Here is a 17,788-nt window from a genome sequence, read left to right on the forward strand (position 1 = left end):
AGAATGAAGAAGTTTATAAACTTTAGATTTGTTGTTATTCTTGTCTTGGCAATGATTGCTAATATGGAAACGTATGCACAAGACAATGTGATTGATGAAGTAGTTTGGGTCGTTGGTGACGAAGCTATTTTGAAATCAGATGTAGAAGAGGCCCGTTTAGAGGCCCTGTATAAACAACGCAGATTTGATGGTGATCCTTATTGTATAATTCCTGAAGAAATTGCTGTACAGAAATTATTCCTACATCAGGCAAAGTTGGATAGTATTGATGTTGCTGAGTCAGAAATTATTCAACGGGTAGATATGCTGACAAATATGTATATTCAGGAAATCGGTTCCAGAGAGAAGATGGAAGAGTATTTCAATAAGACATCAACTCAGATCCGCGAAGCGTTGCGTGATAATGCACGAGATGGAATAACAGTACAAAAGATGCAGCAGAAGTTAGTTGGAGAAATCAAAGTAACTCCTTCGGAAGTACGTCGTTATTTCAAAGATCTTCCTCAGGATAGTATTCCTTATATTCCAACTCAGGTAGAAGTGCAAATTATTACTCTTCAGCCAAAAATTCCTATATCTGAAATAGAGGAGGTAAAGAAAACATTGCGTGAGTATACGGACCGTGTGACGAAAGGAGATATTGATTTTTCTACTTTAGCCCGTTTGTATTCTGAAGATAGAGCAACTGCATATAGAGGAGGTGAGATGGAGTTTATGGGACGTGGTATGTTAGATCCGGCTTATGCGAATGTGGCATTTAGTTTGCAAGACCCAAAGAAAGTTTCCAAGATTGTGGAAACAGAGTTTGGTTATCACATTATTCAGTTGATTGAAAAACGTGGTGACCGTATCAAAACTCGTCATATCTTATTGAAACCAAAAGTGTCAGACGAGGAGTTGGCAGCAACTTGTGCGCGTCTGGACTCAGTAGCTGATCAAATTCGTAGTAATAAATTCTCATTTGATGACGCGGCAGCTGTTATCTCGCATGATAAAGATACGCGTAACAATCATGGAATTATGGTCAATATCAATGAGAATACTGGTGTGACTACTTCTAAATTCGAAATGCAGGATCTTCCTCAGGACGTTGCTAAAGTAGTGGATAAAATGAATGTCGGTGAAGTTTCCAGGGCATTTCCTATGATCAATGAGAAAGATGGCCGGGAAGTTTGTGCCATTGTAAAGCTGAAAGCTAAGATCAATGGCCATAAAGCAACTATTGCAGACGACTATCAGGATTTGAAAGACATTGTGATGGCAAAACGTCGGGATGAAGTATTGCATAAGTGGATTTTGGAGAAACAAAGACATACTTATGTACGTATCAACGAAAACTGGCAGAAGTGTGACTTTAAATATCCGGGTTGGATTAAAAAGGATTGATGTTTAACAGCTTTATTTTATATGCTGAAACAAAATAAGAAAAAACAACAACCAAACAGGCATAGATGGCTCTTTATAGGCTTTCTATGCCTGTTTGGTTGTTGTCTTGTGGCTCAGGTAAGACCTACCGAGCCGAGATTAAATTCTGTAGATTCCACAATGAAGGTGGATAAAGATACGTCTAAAGTAGCTCAAACTGCGGATCAGCAAAAGCAGAGAAAGAAAACAAAAGTCTATCTGTTACATAGTGATGAAGCACAGGCTGACAAGCTGATTCATCCCGATATGCAGATCTTGATTGGTCATGTGAGGTTTCGTCACGACAGTATGTATATGGATTGTGACAGTGCATTACTTTTTGAAAAGACTAATTCTTTTGAAGCATTTGGCAATGTGAAGATGCGGCAGGGTGATACTTTATTTATTGATGGAGACTATCTTTATTATGATGGACAAACGCAAATAGCCCAGCTTCGTGAGAATGTGAAGATGGTGAATCGAAATACAACTCTGCTGACTGACAGTTTGAACTATGACCGTCTTTATGATCTTGGATACTATTTTGAAGGTGGAACATTGATGGATGAAGAAAATGTGCTGACTTCAGATTGGGGAGAGTATAGTCCGGCTACCAAGCAATCGGTATTCAACCATGACGTAAAATTGGTGAATCCTAAATTTGTATTGACATCTGATACATTGCGTTACAATACTTTCTCTAAAGTGGCAAATATACTCGGTCCGTCTAATATCGTAAGTGATGATAATCATATTTACTCAGAACGAGGTTTCTATAATACATTGAGTGAACAGGCAGAGTTACTGGACCGTTCCATATTGACAAATCAAGGTAAGAAATTAATTGGTGACAGTCTGTTTTATGACAGAAAAGCAGGTTACGGTGAAGCATTTGATAATGTTCGGATGACTGACAGCATTAATAAGAATATACTGACAGGAGATTATTGTTTTTATAATGAACTGACAGACTCAGCTTTTGCTACTAAACGTGCCGTTGCAATCGATTATTCTCAAGGAGATAGTTTGTTTTTACATGGAGATACATTGCAGGTCGTATCTTACAATTTGAATACGGATTCCTTATATCGGTTAATGAAAGCCTATCATAAAGTGCGTATGTATCGTGTAGATGTGCAAGGTGTTTGTGACTCATTAGTATATAATTCGAAAGATTCGTGTTTGACCATGTATCGTGATCCGATTCTTTGGAATGAGGGACAACAATTGCTTGGTGAAGAGATTAAAATCTATATGAATGATAGTACCATCGATTGGGTGCATATTATCAATCAGACATTGACAGTAGAAATGAAAGACTCTATTCATTATAATCAAGTAGCCGGGAAAGAAATGAAGGCATACTTTATTGATGGTGATATGCGTCATATTGAAGTGATTGGTAATGTTCAGACAGCATTTTATCCGGAAGAGAAAGACAGTACAATGACTGGATTTAACACTTCGGAAGGAAGTTTGCTTCATCTTTTTTTGAAAGAAAAGAAGATGGAGAAAGGTAAATTTGATGGAAAGTCGAATGGAACTATGTATCCAATGGATCAGATACCACCCGATAAATTACGTCTGCCTACATTTGCCTGGTTCGATTATATTCGCCCGTTGAGTAAAGAAGATATATTTGATTGGAGAAGTAAGAGAGCAGGAGAGTCGTTGAAACCGACTACTGACAGGAGACCGAAAACAGATAAACGAAACTTAATTAATATGAAGTAATATGGGAATGTTTTTCAACTCAATGAGAAAACCTCGTAGATTCAATCATCAATATATCTATGTTGATGAGCGGAAAGAGAAACTTGCCAAGATGGAAGAGAAGGCAAAGCGTGAATTGGGAATGCTTCCTGAAAAAGAGTTTAATCCGGAAGACATTCGTGGAAAGTTTGTAGAGGGAACTACGCACCTGAGACGAAAAAAAGCTAGTGGTCGCAAACCTGTCTCTTTTGGAATCATATTGCTAATTATAGCTTTCCTATTATTTGTTTGGCATTATTTACATACGGGAAGTTGGTCGTTTTAATATGAAGAATTAAGAATGAAGAATTGAGGTTTACATTATGGTTGTATGACATTCTTCATTTTTACTATATACCTATTAAATAACAAGTATGAGCGATATAATACATTTGTTGCCTGATTCAGTGGCTAATCAGATTGCTGCTGGTGAAGTAATACAGCGTCCGGCGTCTGTTATCAAGGAGTTGGTAGAAAATGCAATTGATGCAGATGCGCAAAATATACACGTGTTGGTAATGGATGCAGGTAAGACTTCAATTCAGATTATTGATGACGGGAAAGGTATGTCAGAAACAGATGCGCGACTTGCTTTTGAACGTCATGCAACCTCTAAAATACGGGAAGCGTCTGATTTATTTGCTTTACGTACAATGGGATTTCGTGGGGAGGCACTGGCTTCCATTGCAGCTGTGGCTCAAATCGAATTGAAAACACGTCTTGAATCGGAAGAGTTGGGTACTAAACTGGTTATTGCTGGCTCTAAAATTGAGAGTCAGGAAGTCATTTCTTGCTCCAAAGGAAGTAACTTTTCAGTAAAAAACCTCTTTTTTAATATTCCTGCGCGACGTAAATTCCTAAAAGCTAATTCTACAGAGTTAAGTAATATTCTGGCGGAGTTTGAACGAATCGCTTTGGTACATCCCGAAGTTGCTTTCTCATTATATAGTAATGATTCTGAATTATTCAATTTGCCTGTATCTCCTTTACGGCAACGTATTATGGCTGTTTTTGGCAAAAAGCTTAATCAGCAATTGCTAAATGTAGAGGTGAATACTACCATGGCAAAGATAACAGGGTATGTTGCTAAACCAGAAACAGCCCGTAAGAAAGGGGCACATCAATATTTCTTTGTTAATGGACGTTATATGCGTCACCCTTATTTCCATAAGGCGGTGATGGAGGCTTATGAACAATTGATTCCAGCCAGTGAACAAGTCTCTTATTTTATATACTTTGAAGTAGATCCGGCTAATATTGATGTGAATATCCATCCGACTAAGACTGAAATTAAATTTGAGAATGAACAGGCCATTTGGCAAATCCTTTCGGCGGCAGTTAAAGAGTCGTTAGGAAAGTTCAGTGCTATTCCTTCTATTGATTTTGATACGGAAGATATGCCTGAAATTCCCGCGTTCGAACAGAATTTGCCTCCTGCACCTCCTAAAGTACGTTATGATTCAGATTACAATCCGTTCAAAACTTCGATTGGAAGTAGTAATGGCGGATCATATAGTCGTCCAAAGGTAGAGTGGGAAGGATTGTATAGCGGTTTGACAAAGGCTAGCAAGATGAATGAACCTCAGCCGGAACCAGAAATGGATTGGGAAGAACCATCTTCTACAGAACCCCTAATGAATGCTGAGGAAAATACCACTTCAACTGTATCTGTTGTTTCATCCGCATTGTATGCTGATGAGTCTGTGATAGAGAAAGGAAATCTACATTTGCAGTTCAAAGGACGGTTTATTCTGACTTCAGTGAAATCGGGATTAATGTTGATCGATCAACATCGGGCACATATTCGTGTACTATTTGATCGTTATTTGGTACAGATCCGTCAAAAACAAGGAGTCTCTCAAGGAGTGCTTTTCCCTGAGATATTGCAATTGCCTGCTTCGGAGTCTGCTGTATTACAAAGTATCATGGATGACTTATCGGCTGTAGGGTTTGATTTGAGCAATTTGGGAGGAGGAAGTTATGCAATTAATGGCATTCCTGCAGGTATTGAAGGGCTAAATCCGGTAGAATTGGTGCGTAATATGCTACATACAGCTATGGAAAAAGGGAGTGATGTCAAAGAAGAAATCCAAAACATTTTAGCTTTAACATTAGCTCGTGCTGCAGCCATTGTTTATGGCCAGGTGCTGAGTAATGATGAAATGATAAGCCTGGTAGACAGCCTTTTCGCCTGTCCTTCACCGAATTATACTCCTGATGGGAAAACTGTTTTGACAACCATTAAGGAGGAAGATATCGAAAGATTATTCAAATAAAACAAATAAAATCATCTTTTCTTAAAACCTTTTAGTTCTGTTCGTGTTATTTAAATAGTTCAACAAAGAAAAGAATATAATAACCACTTAACTATTAAGGTATATGAAAAAGATTCTGATGTTGCTGGCTTTTGCCGGCGTTGCGTCTGTCGCTTCTGCGCAGCAGACTATGACCGTAACTGAATACGAAGTAATTCAGGTACAAGATAAATATCAAGTATTAACGAACCCGTTTTGGAGTAACTGGTTCTTTTCTGTGGGAGGTGGTGCCCAGGTTCTGTTTGGTAATAATGATCATATTGGTAAATTCAGGGACCGTGTTGCTCCTACATTAAATGTTTCACTTGGTAAATGGTTTACTCCAGGCTTGGGATTACGTATGCAATACAGTGGATTGCAGGCAAAAGGGTTTACTACTAGCGAGACTGCAGAGTATGTAGTCGGTGGTCCTAGAGAGGACGGATCGTATAAACAAAGATGGGACTACATGAATTTGCATGGTGATATCTTATTTAATCTGAATGCTTTGTTCGGTGGTTACAATCCTAATCGTGTGTATGAAATCATACCTTATATCGGTGCTGGTTTCACTCATTCATACTCAAGACCTCATGTACATGCTGCAACTTTCAATGCTGGTATTATCAACCGTTTCCGTTTGTCGAATGCTCTTGATTTGAATCTGGAATTAAGTGCTACAGGTATGGAAGGTAAGTTTGACGGAGAACACGGAGGAAAACGTGATTATGATGGCATGCTTGGTGCTACTCTTGGTTTAACTTATTATTTCCCGAATCGTGGATTCCAACGCCCTGTTCCTCAGATTATCTCTGAGATCGAACTGCAACAGATGCGCAATCAGATGAATGCAATGGCAGCTGCTAACATGGATTTGCAACAACAGTTGGCTAATGCACAGCGACCGGTTGAAGTAGAAGAAACTGAAGAGGTTGTTGTAACTGATGCAAATATTGCTCCTCGTACTGTATTCTTTACGATCGGTTCATACAAGTTGTCTCCACAAGAAGAAATGAACTTGTCATATCTTGTTAGCAAGATGAAAGAATTCCCGAATGCTAAATATACAATTAATGGATATGCAGACTCTGCAACAGGTACCCCATCTATCAATCAAAAATTGAGCTTGGAACGTGCGCAAGCTGTTAAAGATCTGTTAGTTAAAAAATATGGTATTTCTGCCGATAGATTGTCTATCGCTGCTGGTGGTGGTGTTGATAAGTTTGGTCAGCCGATTTTGAATCGTGTAGTATTGGTAGAATCTAGCAATTGATATTGAATTAATTAAAATATTGTAGTCGTTAAATTGGCCCCGTTTGCGTTAAATTGCAAATGGGGCTATTTATTTATGTATCTATGGTATATAGTTGTTGGCTAATTTAGGTCTTTTTTTTAAATTGTAGTCCTGGCATAATACTTTCTCATTTAATATTTTTATATTTGTTTTATCTAACTCAAATATAAGATACTATGGAAGATTTTGGTTCAATATGCCCACTACTTGCTATAATTTTGTTTATTGTTATATTGCGTAAGCTTGATAACCGTTTTGGGAAAGTAGAAAAAGAACTGGATGAGATTAAGAAACGCATGGATACATATCTTAAAACTCAGCAGAAGGTAACCGTTAAGGAAGAAAAAGTACAAGAGCATTCTTCAATGAAGGCAGTAGAAAATGTACCGATTCCCCCTGGAGTGCAAGAAGAGCTATTAGCAGTGGAAGAGCCGTTAAGAGAAGAAATATTAATCGAAGAATCGGTTGAAGAAGAACAGGAAGTGGTTCAGGAAGATGTCAAGCGTAAGATTGTGGAAGAAGTCTTGCCAATTGCACCCAAACGTAAGAATGTCAATTATGAGAAGTTTATTGGCGAGAATCTTTTTGGAAAAATAGGTATACTTATCTTTGTGATAGGTGTTGGCTTTTTTGTGAAGTATGCGATTGATAAAAATTGGATAAATGAGATTTTCCGTACTATTCTCGGCTTCTTAACAGGTGCTGCATTGTTAGCAGTCGCCGCACGTTTACAAAAGAAATACCGTACATTTAGTTCGTTGCTTGCAGGAGGTGCATTCGCAGTCTTCTATCTTACGGTAGCTATTGCGTTCCATTATTACCACCTTTTCTCTCAGACGTTAGCATTTATTATTTTAGTTGGAGTTACAGTTTTTATGTCTGTTCTGTCCACCATATACGACCGGCGTGAATTGGCTATCATTTCACTTGTCGGAGGCTTCTTAGCACCTTTTATCGTAAGTAGCGGGGAAGGCAGTTATATGGTGTTGTTTACGTATTTGAGTATTCTGAATTTAGGAATGTTCTGGCTTTCCGTATATAAAAATGGGGGGAACTTCCGGTCGTCTCCTTTGTCTTTACCTATTTGGTGATGGGAATATACCTTTTGACAGGTTATGATTATAATTCTACTGTAGTATCCGGGCATTTGTTTCTGTTTGCCACCCTATTCTATTTTATATTTCTATTACCCATCCTGTCAATACTTCAAGTGGAAACCAAGAAGATGAGTAAGGTTTTGATATTTGCTGTTATAACGAATAATTTCGTTTATCTACTTTTAGGAATTTTGCTTTTGCAGCATATGGAACTGCCTTTCAAGTCAGAAGGCCTGCTAAGCTTATTCATTGCTATCGTCAATTTGGTTTTAGTTATTTGGTTGTGGAAAAGTAAAAAACCTTAATTCCGCAACACTATTATAAATTAAACTTTTTAAGTACCTGAGCAACAAAAAGTTGCTCAGGATTTTGCCATGTCAGAATTTTCACTTATCTTAGTGTTGCAAAAAAAACAAGAGAATCCGACGATAGACATGGCGAAGATACAAATTAAATCTGAGAGACTCACTCCTTTTGGGGGATTATTTTCAATCATGGAGCAATTTGACTCCACATTATCATCTGTAATCGACTCAACCCTCGGTCTAAGGTGTAGATCGTTCGGTTATCAGTACAGCGAAATCATCCGTTCTCTCATGAGTATCTACTTCTGTAGCGGTTCATGTATTGAGGATGTCACTACTCATTTGATGAACCACCTCTCGCTTCATCCGACACTTCGCACTTGTAGCTCTGATACTATCCTCAGGGCGATAAAGGAGTTGACGCAAGAAAACATTTCATACACATCAGATATGGGCAAGACCTACGATTTCAATACGGCTGACACTCTCAATACTTTATTGCTCAATTGTATATTTGCATCTGGCCAACTGAAAGAGGGTGAGATGTATGATGTTGATTTCGACCATCAGTTCATAGAGACAGAGAAGTATGATGCAAAGCCTACATACAAGAAGTTCCTTGGTTATCGCCCTGGCGTGGCGGTTATTGGCGATTTGATAGTCGGTATAGAGAATAGCGATGGTAACACAAATGTTCGTTTCCATCAGAAGGACACGCTGAAGAGGTTCTTTGCGAGATTTGAACAGAATGGGCTCACTATCAATCGCTTCAGAGCTGATTGTGGATCATGTTCCGAGGAAATCGTGGAGGAAATAGAAAAACACTGCAAGTCCTTCTATATCCGTGCTAACCGCTGCAGTTCGATCTACAATGACACCTTTGCTCTCAAAGGCTGGAAAACTGAGGAAATCAATGGCATTGAGTTTGAATTGAACTCTATCCTTGTTGAGAAGTGGAAAGGTAAGGCATATCGACTTGTGATTCAAAGACAGAAACGGATGGATGGTGTGCAGGATTTTTGGGAAGGAGAATACACATACCGTTGTATCCTGACTAACGACTATGATTCTTCCGTAAGAGAAATTGTCGAGTTCTATAACCTTCGTGGAGGAAAGGAACGTATCTTCGATGATATGAACAATGGTTTCGGGTGGGACAGATTGCCCAAATCCTTCATGGCAGAGAACACAGTGTTCCTTCTTCTTACAGCACTTATCCGTAACTTTTACAAGGCCATTATTCAAAGACTTGACGTAAAGAAGTTCGGGCTCAATGCAACAAGTCGCATAAAAGCGTTTGTCTTCAGGTTTATCTCTGTACCAGCCAAGTGGATCAGGACATCAAGGCGGTATGTGCTGAACATCTATACCTGTAATAATGCTTACGCAGATGTTTTCCAGACTGATTTTGGATAATGCCTACAACTTATGGGAATGATATTGTGTATTGCCTCAAGTCACATTGTGGGGTAAGGGGATATTGTAGGCAGAAGTGGGTGCTTCAAGTTCAAATTATCTGCAAATTCAGTAATGAGAGGACGTGTAAACGCAATAAGGACGTTCAAGGGCTTAGTTGCGGATTTGAGGAAAAAGATTCTCGATACCTTTTTTATACCATGTTGGGACTTGTTCTGACCTTTGTATCTATTACTGTGCCCCTTCAGTTAGATGGAAACCTTATCACGCTATGTTGGGCTTCCGAAATGGTACTGTTACTTTGGTTGTACACCAAATCGAAAATCAGGGTATATGAGCGTGGAACTTTTATACTTGTATGCCTTACTCTGATCTCTTTTTTAGTGGATGTATTTAAAGCGCCGATAGATGATCCCATCGGAATAATTTTCTTGAATAGTACTTTCGCTACATCTATATTTGTTGGACTGGCAATGGGTACGTTTGCATTGTTAATGGAGCAATATCGGGACTTTTTCTCTAAAGCCCGTCTTTTAAACTATACTCCCTGGAATGCTATGATGTTTCTTTTGTCCGTAGCCATCCTATACTATACCTTCATGGAAGAGTTTTACTTGTATTTTGATGGAACCACGAGAAGCGGTGCTATGTTACTGTTTACTTCAGTAGTAATTGGACTTCTTTGTTATGCTTTCAGAAAACGATTCCCTATGAAAAGGAATATGTTTCTTTATATATCGGCTATAGGAATAAACGTATTTGTATATATACTAAATATTTGGTGCGAACAGTGGCAGAATATGACTTTATGCCCTTCTTTGTTGCGATGGTGTACAGTGTTATTTGTCATTGCTAACCTTAGTTATGTTGTACGACATTATTATGCAACTGTCGCTGAGTTAAAGGTTGGCTTTACGATCTATTTAAATATACTTGCTACACTTCTCTGGGTGACAATTGTACGTTCCTTCCTTTGGCAAATCGAAATTGAAGAATTTAGTGCCGGATTCTCATTATCTTTAAGTATTGCCGGATTTGTTCAGATGGGACTTGGTATGCGTTTCCACCAAAAAGTATTGCGAATGATAAGTCTTGCTACTTTTGGAATAGTCTTATTTAAACTTGTCTTTATTGATTTGTGGGCAATGCCTACAATAGGTAAGATTATAGTATTTATTATTCTCGGACTAATATTGTTGGTACTATCCTTCCTTTACCAGAAATTAAAAGATGTGCTTTTTAAGAATGATGAAAATGTTCCTTAAAAGTAAACTGCCCCCAAAGTTGATTTCGACTTTTAGGGGCAGTTTTAATGAAAGTATACCTTTCTTATTTTATTTACTCTTTACAAACTTTTTATTCCTGACCAGCGAAGCGTTTTACTTGTTCTGCAATCAATTCCGCATCGTCAAAATAATTAATCTTCATTGCTTTCTTTACATCCGATAACGTATCTGCAGCGGCAGCTCTTGCTACATCACAACCATTCTTCAACATTTCATAAACAGCTGGAATATCTTTACTGAACTCTTTGCGGCGATTACGAATCGGTTCAAGCATTTCCTGCATAATAGCATTCAGGAAACGTTTTACTTTCACATCACCTAGTCCACCACGTTGGTAATGAGCTTTCAGTTCAGCCAAATTCGGATAATCCGGTAAATAAAGTTCAAAATGTTCTGGACGGCAGAAAGCGTCTAAGTAAGTAAATACTGTATTACCTTCAATCTTTCCCGGGTCCTGTACGCGGAGGTGTCCCGGATCGGTATACATACTCATGATTTTCTTTTGGATCTCATCTGCACTTTCCGACAGATAGATGCAGTTACCTAAAGATTTGCTCATTTTCGCTTTACCATCAGTTCCCGGCAGACGCAGACAAGCTGCATTGTCCGGCAATAGAATTTCCGGTTCTACAAGAGTTTCGCCATAAATATAATTGAAACGACGCACAATCTCACGAGCCTGTTCAAGCATTGGTTCCTGATCTTCGCCTACAGGAACAGTTGTTGCACGAAAAGCTGTGATATCAGCCGCCTGACTGATAGGGTAAGTGAAGAAACCTACCGGTATACTAGTCTCGAAGTTACGCATCTGAATCTCAGTCTTTACAGTCGGGTTACGTTGTAAGCGTGATACAGTAACGAGGTCCATAAAGTAGAAACTGAGTTCACACAGTTCCGGTATTTGAGATTGTATAAAGATAGTAGCTTTAGTAGGGTCCAGTCCGCAAGCAAGATAGTCAAGAGCGACTTCAATCACATTCTGGCGCACCTTTTCGGGATTGTCTATATTGTCGGTCAATGCTTGTGCATCGGCGATGAATACAAACATTTTGCTGTAATCGCCTGCATCTTGTAGTTCAACTCTGCGTTTCAGTGAACCAACATAATGTCCTATGTGGAGTCTTCCGGTAGGACGGTCACCCGTCAATATAATCTTTTCTTTGCTCATTGCTATATATTTAATATGGAGACGCAAAGATAGTTAGAAACCACAGAAGATACAAATAAAATGAGTTTTCTTAGTTGCCACTATTACGCATTTTGTTGTTTATCTTTTGTTTGCATCAAAATGAATATTTAGTTGAAAAACGATTGATAGATGAGTTTTCTGTTTCTTCATTGTTCTATCAGGAATGCAGACGAGTTTCCATCCAGTGATAATGTCAATACAGTAACTTCCGTTTCATTTTTTGTCTGGTGAGTGAAAGGTATTTCACTCGTCTCCCCTGTGTGTGGATTGAATAGGACCGGATGTATTTTCCCTTTAAGTACTATTTTCGAATTACGTGGAGATTTACTTAAATTGGCAAAGTAATATACTGAACGGTTGTCATAAATTTTATGTATATAGTTCAATGGTTGCTGGTTTACGAAGTCTACGTCGAAAGTAACATTGCATAAATCCAGTATTCTTTTTACGGTTTCCGATGAAGGGCTTTGGATAAAGAAAGCTTTTCCTCTTCCTTTTGGGTTATGTAATATGCGGTTAATTGTATTTTTAACTCTCTCGTTTTGACCGAACTCTACGGATTGTTCCGGTAGTTGAGTTGTAAATAATATGCATCCACCGGCATTATAAAACTTTTCTATTATCTTTAAATTGGCTACTGATATTGTTTTCATGCTGGGGACAATCAGTATGCTATATTTTTCGTTATTGATTTTATTATTGAGAACTAACTTACTGTCTTTTATCCGGCATTTGTTGTTGATAACTTCCGGATGCAAATAAGTGAAATCTTTACCTAAACTATCTGTCAATATGGTAGATATATGTGTATAATCTACATTCGGTATTTCTACTCCTCCTTCATAATGTCCTTTAGCACCATCCAGATAGTGTTCTGATCGTAAAGATTCAATCGGGTAGATCATTGCAATATCAGCTATATGCCTGCCGGATCTGGCCAAAACATAATTTAAACGTGAGAGGAACAGATTGAAAGCCGGTAGTTCTTTATTATAAAGAGGATTACGATAAGACAGTTCGGGTAAGAACGTCACAGACTGATCATTATACCATACAGCATGAGGAATCAAGTGATTGATTCCTTTTGTATACTGCTCCATTGCAATCCGGTAGAGTGTTTCTACAGATATATTACCCATCGCCCCATACGTTTCGGACATGACGAATGCTTTATCCCAGTTCTGAGCTGAGGAAGACACTACTTTATAGAATTGTTCCGTAGGTCGTCCACCTCCTATTTTATCTATCCCCGGGATACCCATATATTTACCACACAACATCAAATCTCCTGAGACACTTACAGGATTAAGAATCTCTTCCTGATCTTGATGTCCCGTAGATTGGATACCATGCTCTTCGGACCACTCTTGGATAGTTTTCATAAAACCTTCCGCATATAGTTGTGAACGAAATCCGAATAAGTAATTACGTGCAGCAGGAGTCTCTTCACCTATATTGTACCACAGTGCCGGATATAACAATTCAGGTGAGAATCCATATCGTTTGATAAATTTGTCGTTATAGTCATTCGTCCATATTCTTCCTCCTGCCCTGTACATGGTAGGTTCGTCAAAGAAGGTAGTTGTGATGGTTTTGCCAAAAGCGTCAGGAAAATGTTTATAATAAGTTTCATGTGTTTCACTTATGAACAATTTTACTGCCTCCGGCGATAAGTAATCCACATTAGGATCACCGTCCTTTACACAGACAAAAAAGAATACTTTCCATGCTCCTTGCGGAACAGTCCAATTTACTTTTCCATTTTGAATTTGCTTTCTTAGCGATATTCGTTTGAAAGTGACAGTATCCATTGCCATTACTGCCATTAACTTGCCTTGCGGAATCTGCTGACTGAAACGCTCTCCTGGAGATACGGAGTATTCTACTTTATCCAGTCTTTTGATGGTAGCCTCCGGATATTTATTCATAAAACGTGGAGTATCGTCTCCATTAATTGCTCCCATGCTTCCACTGGGAAAGCCGTATTCATCATAAAGAGATAACTGTGCCTTTACTTTCTCAGCTTCTTTTATCGCTTTTCCGTAAAGTGTGAAATATTCATCCGAAAGATATTGAGGTCGGAATCCGTTTCCAAACGGAAGAATAGCACAACCTCCATATCCGTCTTTTGTTATCATCTGCTGAAATTGTATTTGCAGTTCATTTTCTTCAATAGTACTGTTATTCCAGAACCAAAGAGGTATGGGACGATAATTGATAGGAGGATTTTTGAACTCATTTGCAGTGATTTGTGCTTTAACCGGATGGATAGGACAACTACCTAATAATAGGAAGGCGGTGAATAAAGATATGCGAAGTAGGTGTTTCATTATAATGTAATTTGTATTGAATAACAAAAGTATTCTTTTTTAGTGATTAATCATTGTAAATAATAGAGATAATTTTAAATAAATGAATAAAGAATATAATTTTCTTGTATTATTGGATACTTAGTTACACCTTAAATTCTGGGTTTTCTTTTCTATGAGATTTTATTCGTGCTTTCTATTGTCATTTGTCACTTTTTAAAGATAAGATCCTTATAATATGATGTTTAGTGGTGATAATAGTCGGTGATAATAGGACTATTTAAGAAAACTATTATCACTCTTTTATTTTCTATGCCTTATTTAAGACATTGATTTACAGTGAATAAAATCATAATAAGTAACTGTGTATCCAAATGTTAAAAATAACATTATCTGCCATCAATTTGTATTCTGACGCGAATTACCACGTTTGGTTCTCGTTGAAAACCCAATTTTACTCTTATGATGTCACTTGTTTGTTGGTGATTTGATAGGTTTTACCTCAAAATATCGCGTGCAATAGTAGAAACGTAAGTAGACTTAATATGTAGACAAGGTTTTATTAGTATATTTTGTTGGGTATATACTTTTGTTTCATGTACGTGAAACGTTTGGACTACGTACATGAACCGAATAGATCACGTACGTGAACCGATGGGTCTATGTACGTGAAACGATCTATCAACGGTGAAAAAAGACATTAATGCAGTGTGTAGAATAACTAAATAAACGGTTTGAATACTGTTATTACAGCCTTTTTTCATAGATTGTGATGTGCTGTTTGTTTCTTGGAAGACTATTAAATTCGATAATTTAAAGTAAATAAGATATAGTCATATAGCAGTAGTATGTTTAAAGTACTTGTTTGGTATCATAAATGTTTTGGAAAAGACTCTTTGAACTCTTGTGTAAAAAGGGTAAATAGATTAGTCTCGAATAAAAAATAGCTCTTGAACTGAGATGTCCTGTTCAAGAGCTATTTCATTCTCTTCCTTGCCTGTTTCAACAGAGAAAGGAGGAAGGGTGTTTTTTATAAAGTCTTTAATTTTAGATTTCTCCAAAGAACCTTGATACCACCGCCATCATGTATCTGTAAAGCGATACGCCCTTGTCCGGCACCAATCTTTTCGTCGTCGATATTGACCATTTCCTGATCATTTAACCAAGTTTGTACATTGTTACCTTGTACTTTAATACGCATAGTATTCCAGTCACCTTCTTTCAGAATATTTTCCTTTTCATCCGGAATTTGTACTAGCCAACCGCGCCCATACGACTCATAAATCCCCCCTGTATCATGACCTTTCGGAGCTACTTCAACCTGCCATCCGTTTACTTTCACACCTTCTTCAATGAAAGACCGGATAAATACACCTGAGTTACCATCTGCTTCCTGTTTGAATTCCACTGTCAAATCAAAATCATCATAGTAATCACGTGTAGCCAGGTATCCGTATTGTTTGTTCGGACCGCTTTCGCAAACCAACAAACCATCTTTTACATACCAAAGTTCCGTTCCGTATGCTTCCCAACCTTTCAGATCAGTACCGTTGAATAAATCAACTTCTTTCGATTTCCGGGGAAGTTCTTTGATCTTGAGATTGCGGAAAGAGGCGGGATAACCATGGTCTTGTAAGCAAAGTACCCCTTTTTTAGCCAAGCCATATTCTGGAGCGTTAGCCCATTTTCCACTATTTTTCTTTGCATACCAATCGTCTGTCCAAGCTTCAAATTCCAATATTTTTTCTCCGTTTAGCCAATGTTCCACATGACCGTTGTCGAATACGATTTTTGAATTGTTCCATTCTCCTTGTGGATTGACTTTCATTTTGGATTGGTCAGGCAGATGCATTGCATAGTCTACACCTAACTTTTGCCATTCTTCGAGTGGTTCCGGGAAGTTTGGTTCGTCGATCAGTTGATACTCCGGACCTGTAACATAGGGTACGGCAAATTGCGGACGTTCTACTACATGATATAACATTCCACTGTTTCCACCTTTTGAGAGTTTCCAATCCCAGGAAAGTTCAAAATTCTCATATTGTTTATCCGTTACGATATATCCGCTGGCATCACTACCATCACCTTTCGCTTGAATGCATCCATCCACTACGTGCCAAGGTTGAGTCAGAGTTGTTCCATTGTAATCTTTCCAGCCGTTGAGAGTCTTCCCGTCGAAAAGAAGTTGCCAGCCATCGGCTATTTCTTCGGGGGTTAGTACGTTCTGTTTTGTTTCGCAAGAGCTAAACAAAGCCAATGTAATCGCGCATGTCGCGAGTAGTCCTGTAGTTGCTTTAGTTATTACTACTTTCATGGTTTTAGAATAAGATTGGGTTAATATTGGGACAAAGTTAGTTTTTATTTCCAAAGATATATGATGATTCTTTAATTTCTCGTCAGAGGAAATAAAAATAATGCGAATTTGGTTTATTTGAAGGAATATGCAGTTGCCAAACAATTGTTGATTTTATTGTGTGCTGATTTGAGTTATGGGCAAATTAACACACATCCTATAGAGTTCATAATCTGCTATTTTAAGAACTTTAATTGGAAACTTCTTGTAAATCTTGTAGAATTTTGCTAATATTGGTTTTTAATTATATTTGTATTGAGAAGACATTAGAAGTTTTACCTCTTCTAATGTAAAAGAAAACAATGTGTAGTAAGGTACACTTCGCGTTAAATCATTAATTAAGCTTACGGGTAAGATATTATGAAAAACAAGATAGTTGTTATTCTCTTTTCTTTGCTGTTGGCATGTTGCCAATTTCGAAGAGAAAAAACGATTGAGATATTTACAGAAGAAAGTGTAGATACTACGGTTGTTTTACGGCCGGATTATCCCGAATCGACGGATACACTTAAACTAAGCAATATTGCAGATAGTGTGTTTTATGTAAAATTGAAGTATAAGGAATTTCGTGATATTCTGAATGTTCAATATTCGGATAGCTTGATTTTGGTGCAGGATTATACTGATTTATTTGCTTTCAATAGTTCGGGTGAATTGGTTTATAAAGTACCATTGTCATCTTGTGGATCTTTTGATATGGATGTTGAAAATTCTAGATTTTACATATATACAACTAAACCTAATCAAATAAAGGTTTATGATTTCAAAGGAAAAGAATTGGATTGTATTCGGGCGAAAATAGATGACAATAGCTTTTATGGTTTTTACTTTTTAACTGTCAATGACAGTTTATTTGCCAGAGCTGAATATAATGCTGGGTATAATGAATATGAACTGGATTTTATAAATAAGAAGGGGCGAATGATTGGTGGTATAAAGAATGTGGAGCCGCATATTCGTACTATGAATTCTCATACTTATCATGAAAGTTGGCCTCGTCCTCTATTCCGCTGTAGTGAAGGATTGACGATAAGCAGAGAGCGGATCGTTTCTTTCAGAATTTGGATGAAGCGAAAGAAACAGCCTTGA

General features: G+C 37.8%; 10 protein-coding genes and 3 pseudogenes. 10 read left to right on the top strand and 3 right to left on the bottom strand.

Annotation, left to right across the window (positions count from 1 at the left end):
• Positions 1-3: 3 nt before the first annotated feature.
• The 9 genes and pseudogenes from EJF25_RS07995 to EJF25_RS08035 all read left to right on the top strand — a co-directional run.
• Positions 4-1,386, top strand: coding sequence for a peptidylprolyl isomerase (locus EJF25_RS07995; RefSeq protein ID WP_125040818.1), 1,383 nt, complete (start codon positions 4-6; stop codon positions 1,384-1,386).
• Positions 1,387-1,407: 21 nt separating this feature from the next.
• A complete protein-coding gene (locus EJF25_RS08000) occupies positions 1,408-3,138 on the top strand; it encodes an OstA-like protein (RefSeq protein ID WP_125040819.1) in 1,731 nt (576 codons plus the stop codon).
• A gap of 1 nt (position 3,139) precedes the next feature.
• Positions 3,140-3,442 (top strand): hypothetical protein, encoded by a 303-nt coding sequence (locus EJF25_RS08005; RefSeq protein ID WP_025076167.1) that lies wholly within the window; start codon positions 3,140-3,142, stop codon positions 3,440-3,442.
• Between the two features lie 88 nt (positions 3,443-3,530).
• A complete protein-coding gene (gene mutL, locus EJF25_RS08010) occupies positions 3,531-5,432 on the top strand; it encodes a DNA mismatch repair endonuclease MutL (RefSeq protein ID WP_125040820.1) in 1,902 nt (633 codons plus the stop codon).
• 103 nt (positions 5,433-5,535) lie between these two features.
• Positions 5,536-6,723: an OmpA family protein gene (locus EJF25_RS08015; protein WP_025076165.1), complete on the top strand. Its 1,188-nt coding sequence runs from the start codon at positions 5,536-5,538 to the stop codon at positions 6,721-6,723.
• 197 nt (positions 6,724-6,920) lie between these two features.
• Positions 6,921-8,140, top strand: a pseudogene (locus EJF25_RS08020) (DUF2339 domain-containing protein); the annotation flags it as partial.
• Positions 8,141-8,275: 135 nt separating this feature from the next.
• Positions 8,276-9,562, top strand: coding sequence for an IS1380-like element ISBf12 family transposase (locus EJF25_RS08025; protein ID WP_009040242.1), 1,287 nt, complete (start codon positions 8,276-8,278; stop codon positions 9,560-9,562).
• Positions 9,563-9,574: 12 nt separating this feature from the next.
• A pseudogene (locus EJF25_RS25550) lies at positions 9,575-9,781 on the top strand (hypothetical protein).
• Positions 9,736-10,827 (top strand): annotated as a pseudogene (locus tag EJF25_RS08035) (DUF2339 domain-containing protein); the annotation flags it as partial. The pseudogenes EJF25_RS25550 and EJF25_RS08035, both read left to right, overlap by 46 nt.
• A 91-nt stretch (positions 10,828-10,918) precedes the next feature.
• Here EJF25_RS08035 and trpS read toward each other — a convergent pair.
• From trpS to EJF25_RS08050, 3 genes are all read right to left on the bottom strand, one after another.
• A complete protein-coding gene (trpS, locus tag EJF25_RS08040) occupies positions 10,919-12,016 on the bottom strand; it encodes a tryptophan--tRNA ligase (protein ID WP_125040822.1) in 1,098 nt (365 codons plus the stop codon).
• Between the two features lie 167 nt (positions 12,017-12,183).
• Positions 12,184-14,367 (bottom strand): glycosyl hydrolase, encoded by a 2,184-nt coding sequence (locus EJF25_RS08045; RefSeq protein WP_125040823.1) that lies wholly within the window; start codon positions 14,365-14,367, stop codon positions 12,184-12,186.
• 1,009 nt (positions 14,368-15,376) lie between these two features.
• On the bottom strand, positions 15,377-16,660 hold the full coding sequence (locus EJF25_RS08050; protein ID WP_125040824.1) for a 3-keto-disaccharide hydrolase: 1,284 nt from the start codon (positions 16,658-16,660) through the stop codon (positions 15,377-15,379).
• A gap of 399 nt (positions 16,661-17,059) precedes the next feature.
• On the opposite strand from EJF25_RS08050, the gene EJF25_RS08055 reads away from it, so the two are divergent.
• Positions 17,060-17,788: a 6-bladed beta-propeller gene (locus tag EJF25_RS08055; RefSeq protein WP_125040825.1), complete on the top strand. Its 729-nt coding sequence runs from the start codon at positions 17,060-17,062 to the stop codon at positions 17,786-17,788.

Origin of the sequence: Bacteroides faecalis (assembly GCF_003865075.1) — a bacterium.
GTDB classification, from domain to species: Bacteria; Bacteroidota; Bacteroidia; order Bacteroidales; family Bacteroidaceae; genus Bacteroides; species Bacteroides faecalis.

Coding starts and splice junctions, on each gene's coding strand:
- EJF25_RS07995 (WP_125040818.1), top strand. CDS start 4: ATGAAGAAGTTTATAAACTTTAGATTTGTTGTTATTCTTGTCTTGGCA.
- EJF25_RS08000 (WP_125040819.1), top strand. CDS start 1,408: ATGCTGAAACAAAATAAGAAAAAACAACAACCAAACAGGCATAGATGG.
- EJF25_RS08005 (WP_025076167.1), top strand. CDS start 3,140: ATGGGAATGTTTTTCAACTCAATGAGAAAACCTCGTAGATTCAATCAT.
- mutL (WP_125040820.1), top strand. CDS start 3,531: ATGAGCGATATAATACATTTGTTGCCTGATTCAGTGGCTAATCAGATT.
- EJF25_RS08015 (WP_025076165.1), top strand. CDS start 5,536: ATGAAAAAGATTCTGATGTTGCTGGCTTTTGCCGGCGTTGCGTCTGTC.
- EJF25_RS08025 (WP_009040242.1), top strand. CDS start 8,276: ATGGCGAAGATACAAATTAAATCTGAGAGACTCACTCCTTTTGGGGGA.
- trpS (WP_125040822.1), bottom strand. CDS start 12,016: ATGAGCAAAGAAAAGATTATATTGACGGGTGACCGTCCTACCGGAAGA.
- EJF25_RS08045 (WP_125040823.1), bottom strand. CDS start 14,367: ATGAAACACCTACTTCGCATATCTTTATTCACCGCCTTCCTATTATTA.
- EJF25_RS08050 (WP_125040824.1), bottom strand. CDS start 16,660: ATGAAAGTAGTAATAACTAAAGCAACTACAGGACTACTCGCGACATGC.
- EJF25_RS08055 (WP_125040825.1), top strand. CDS start 17,060: ATGAAAAACAAGATAGTTGTTATTCTCTTTTCTTTGCTGTTGGCATGT.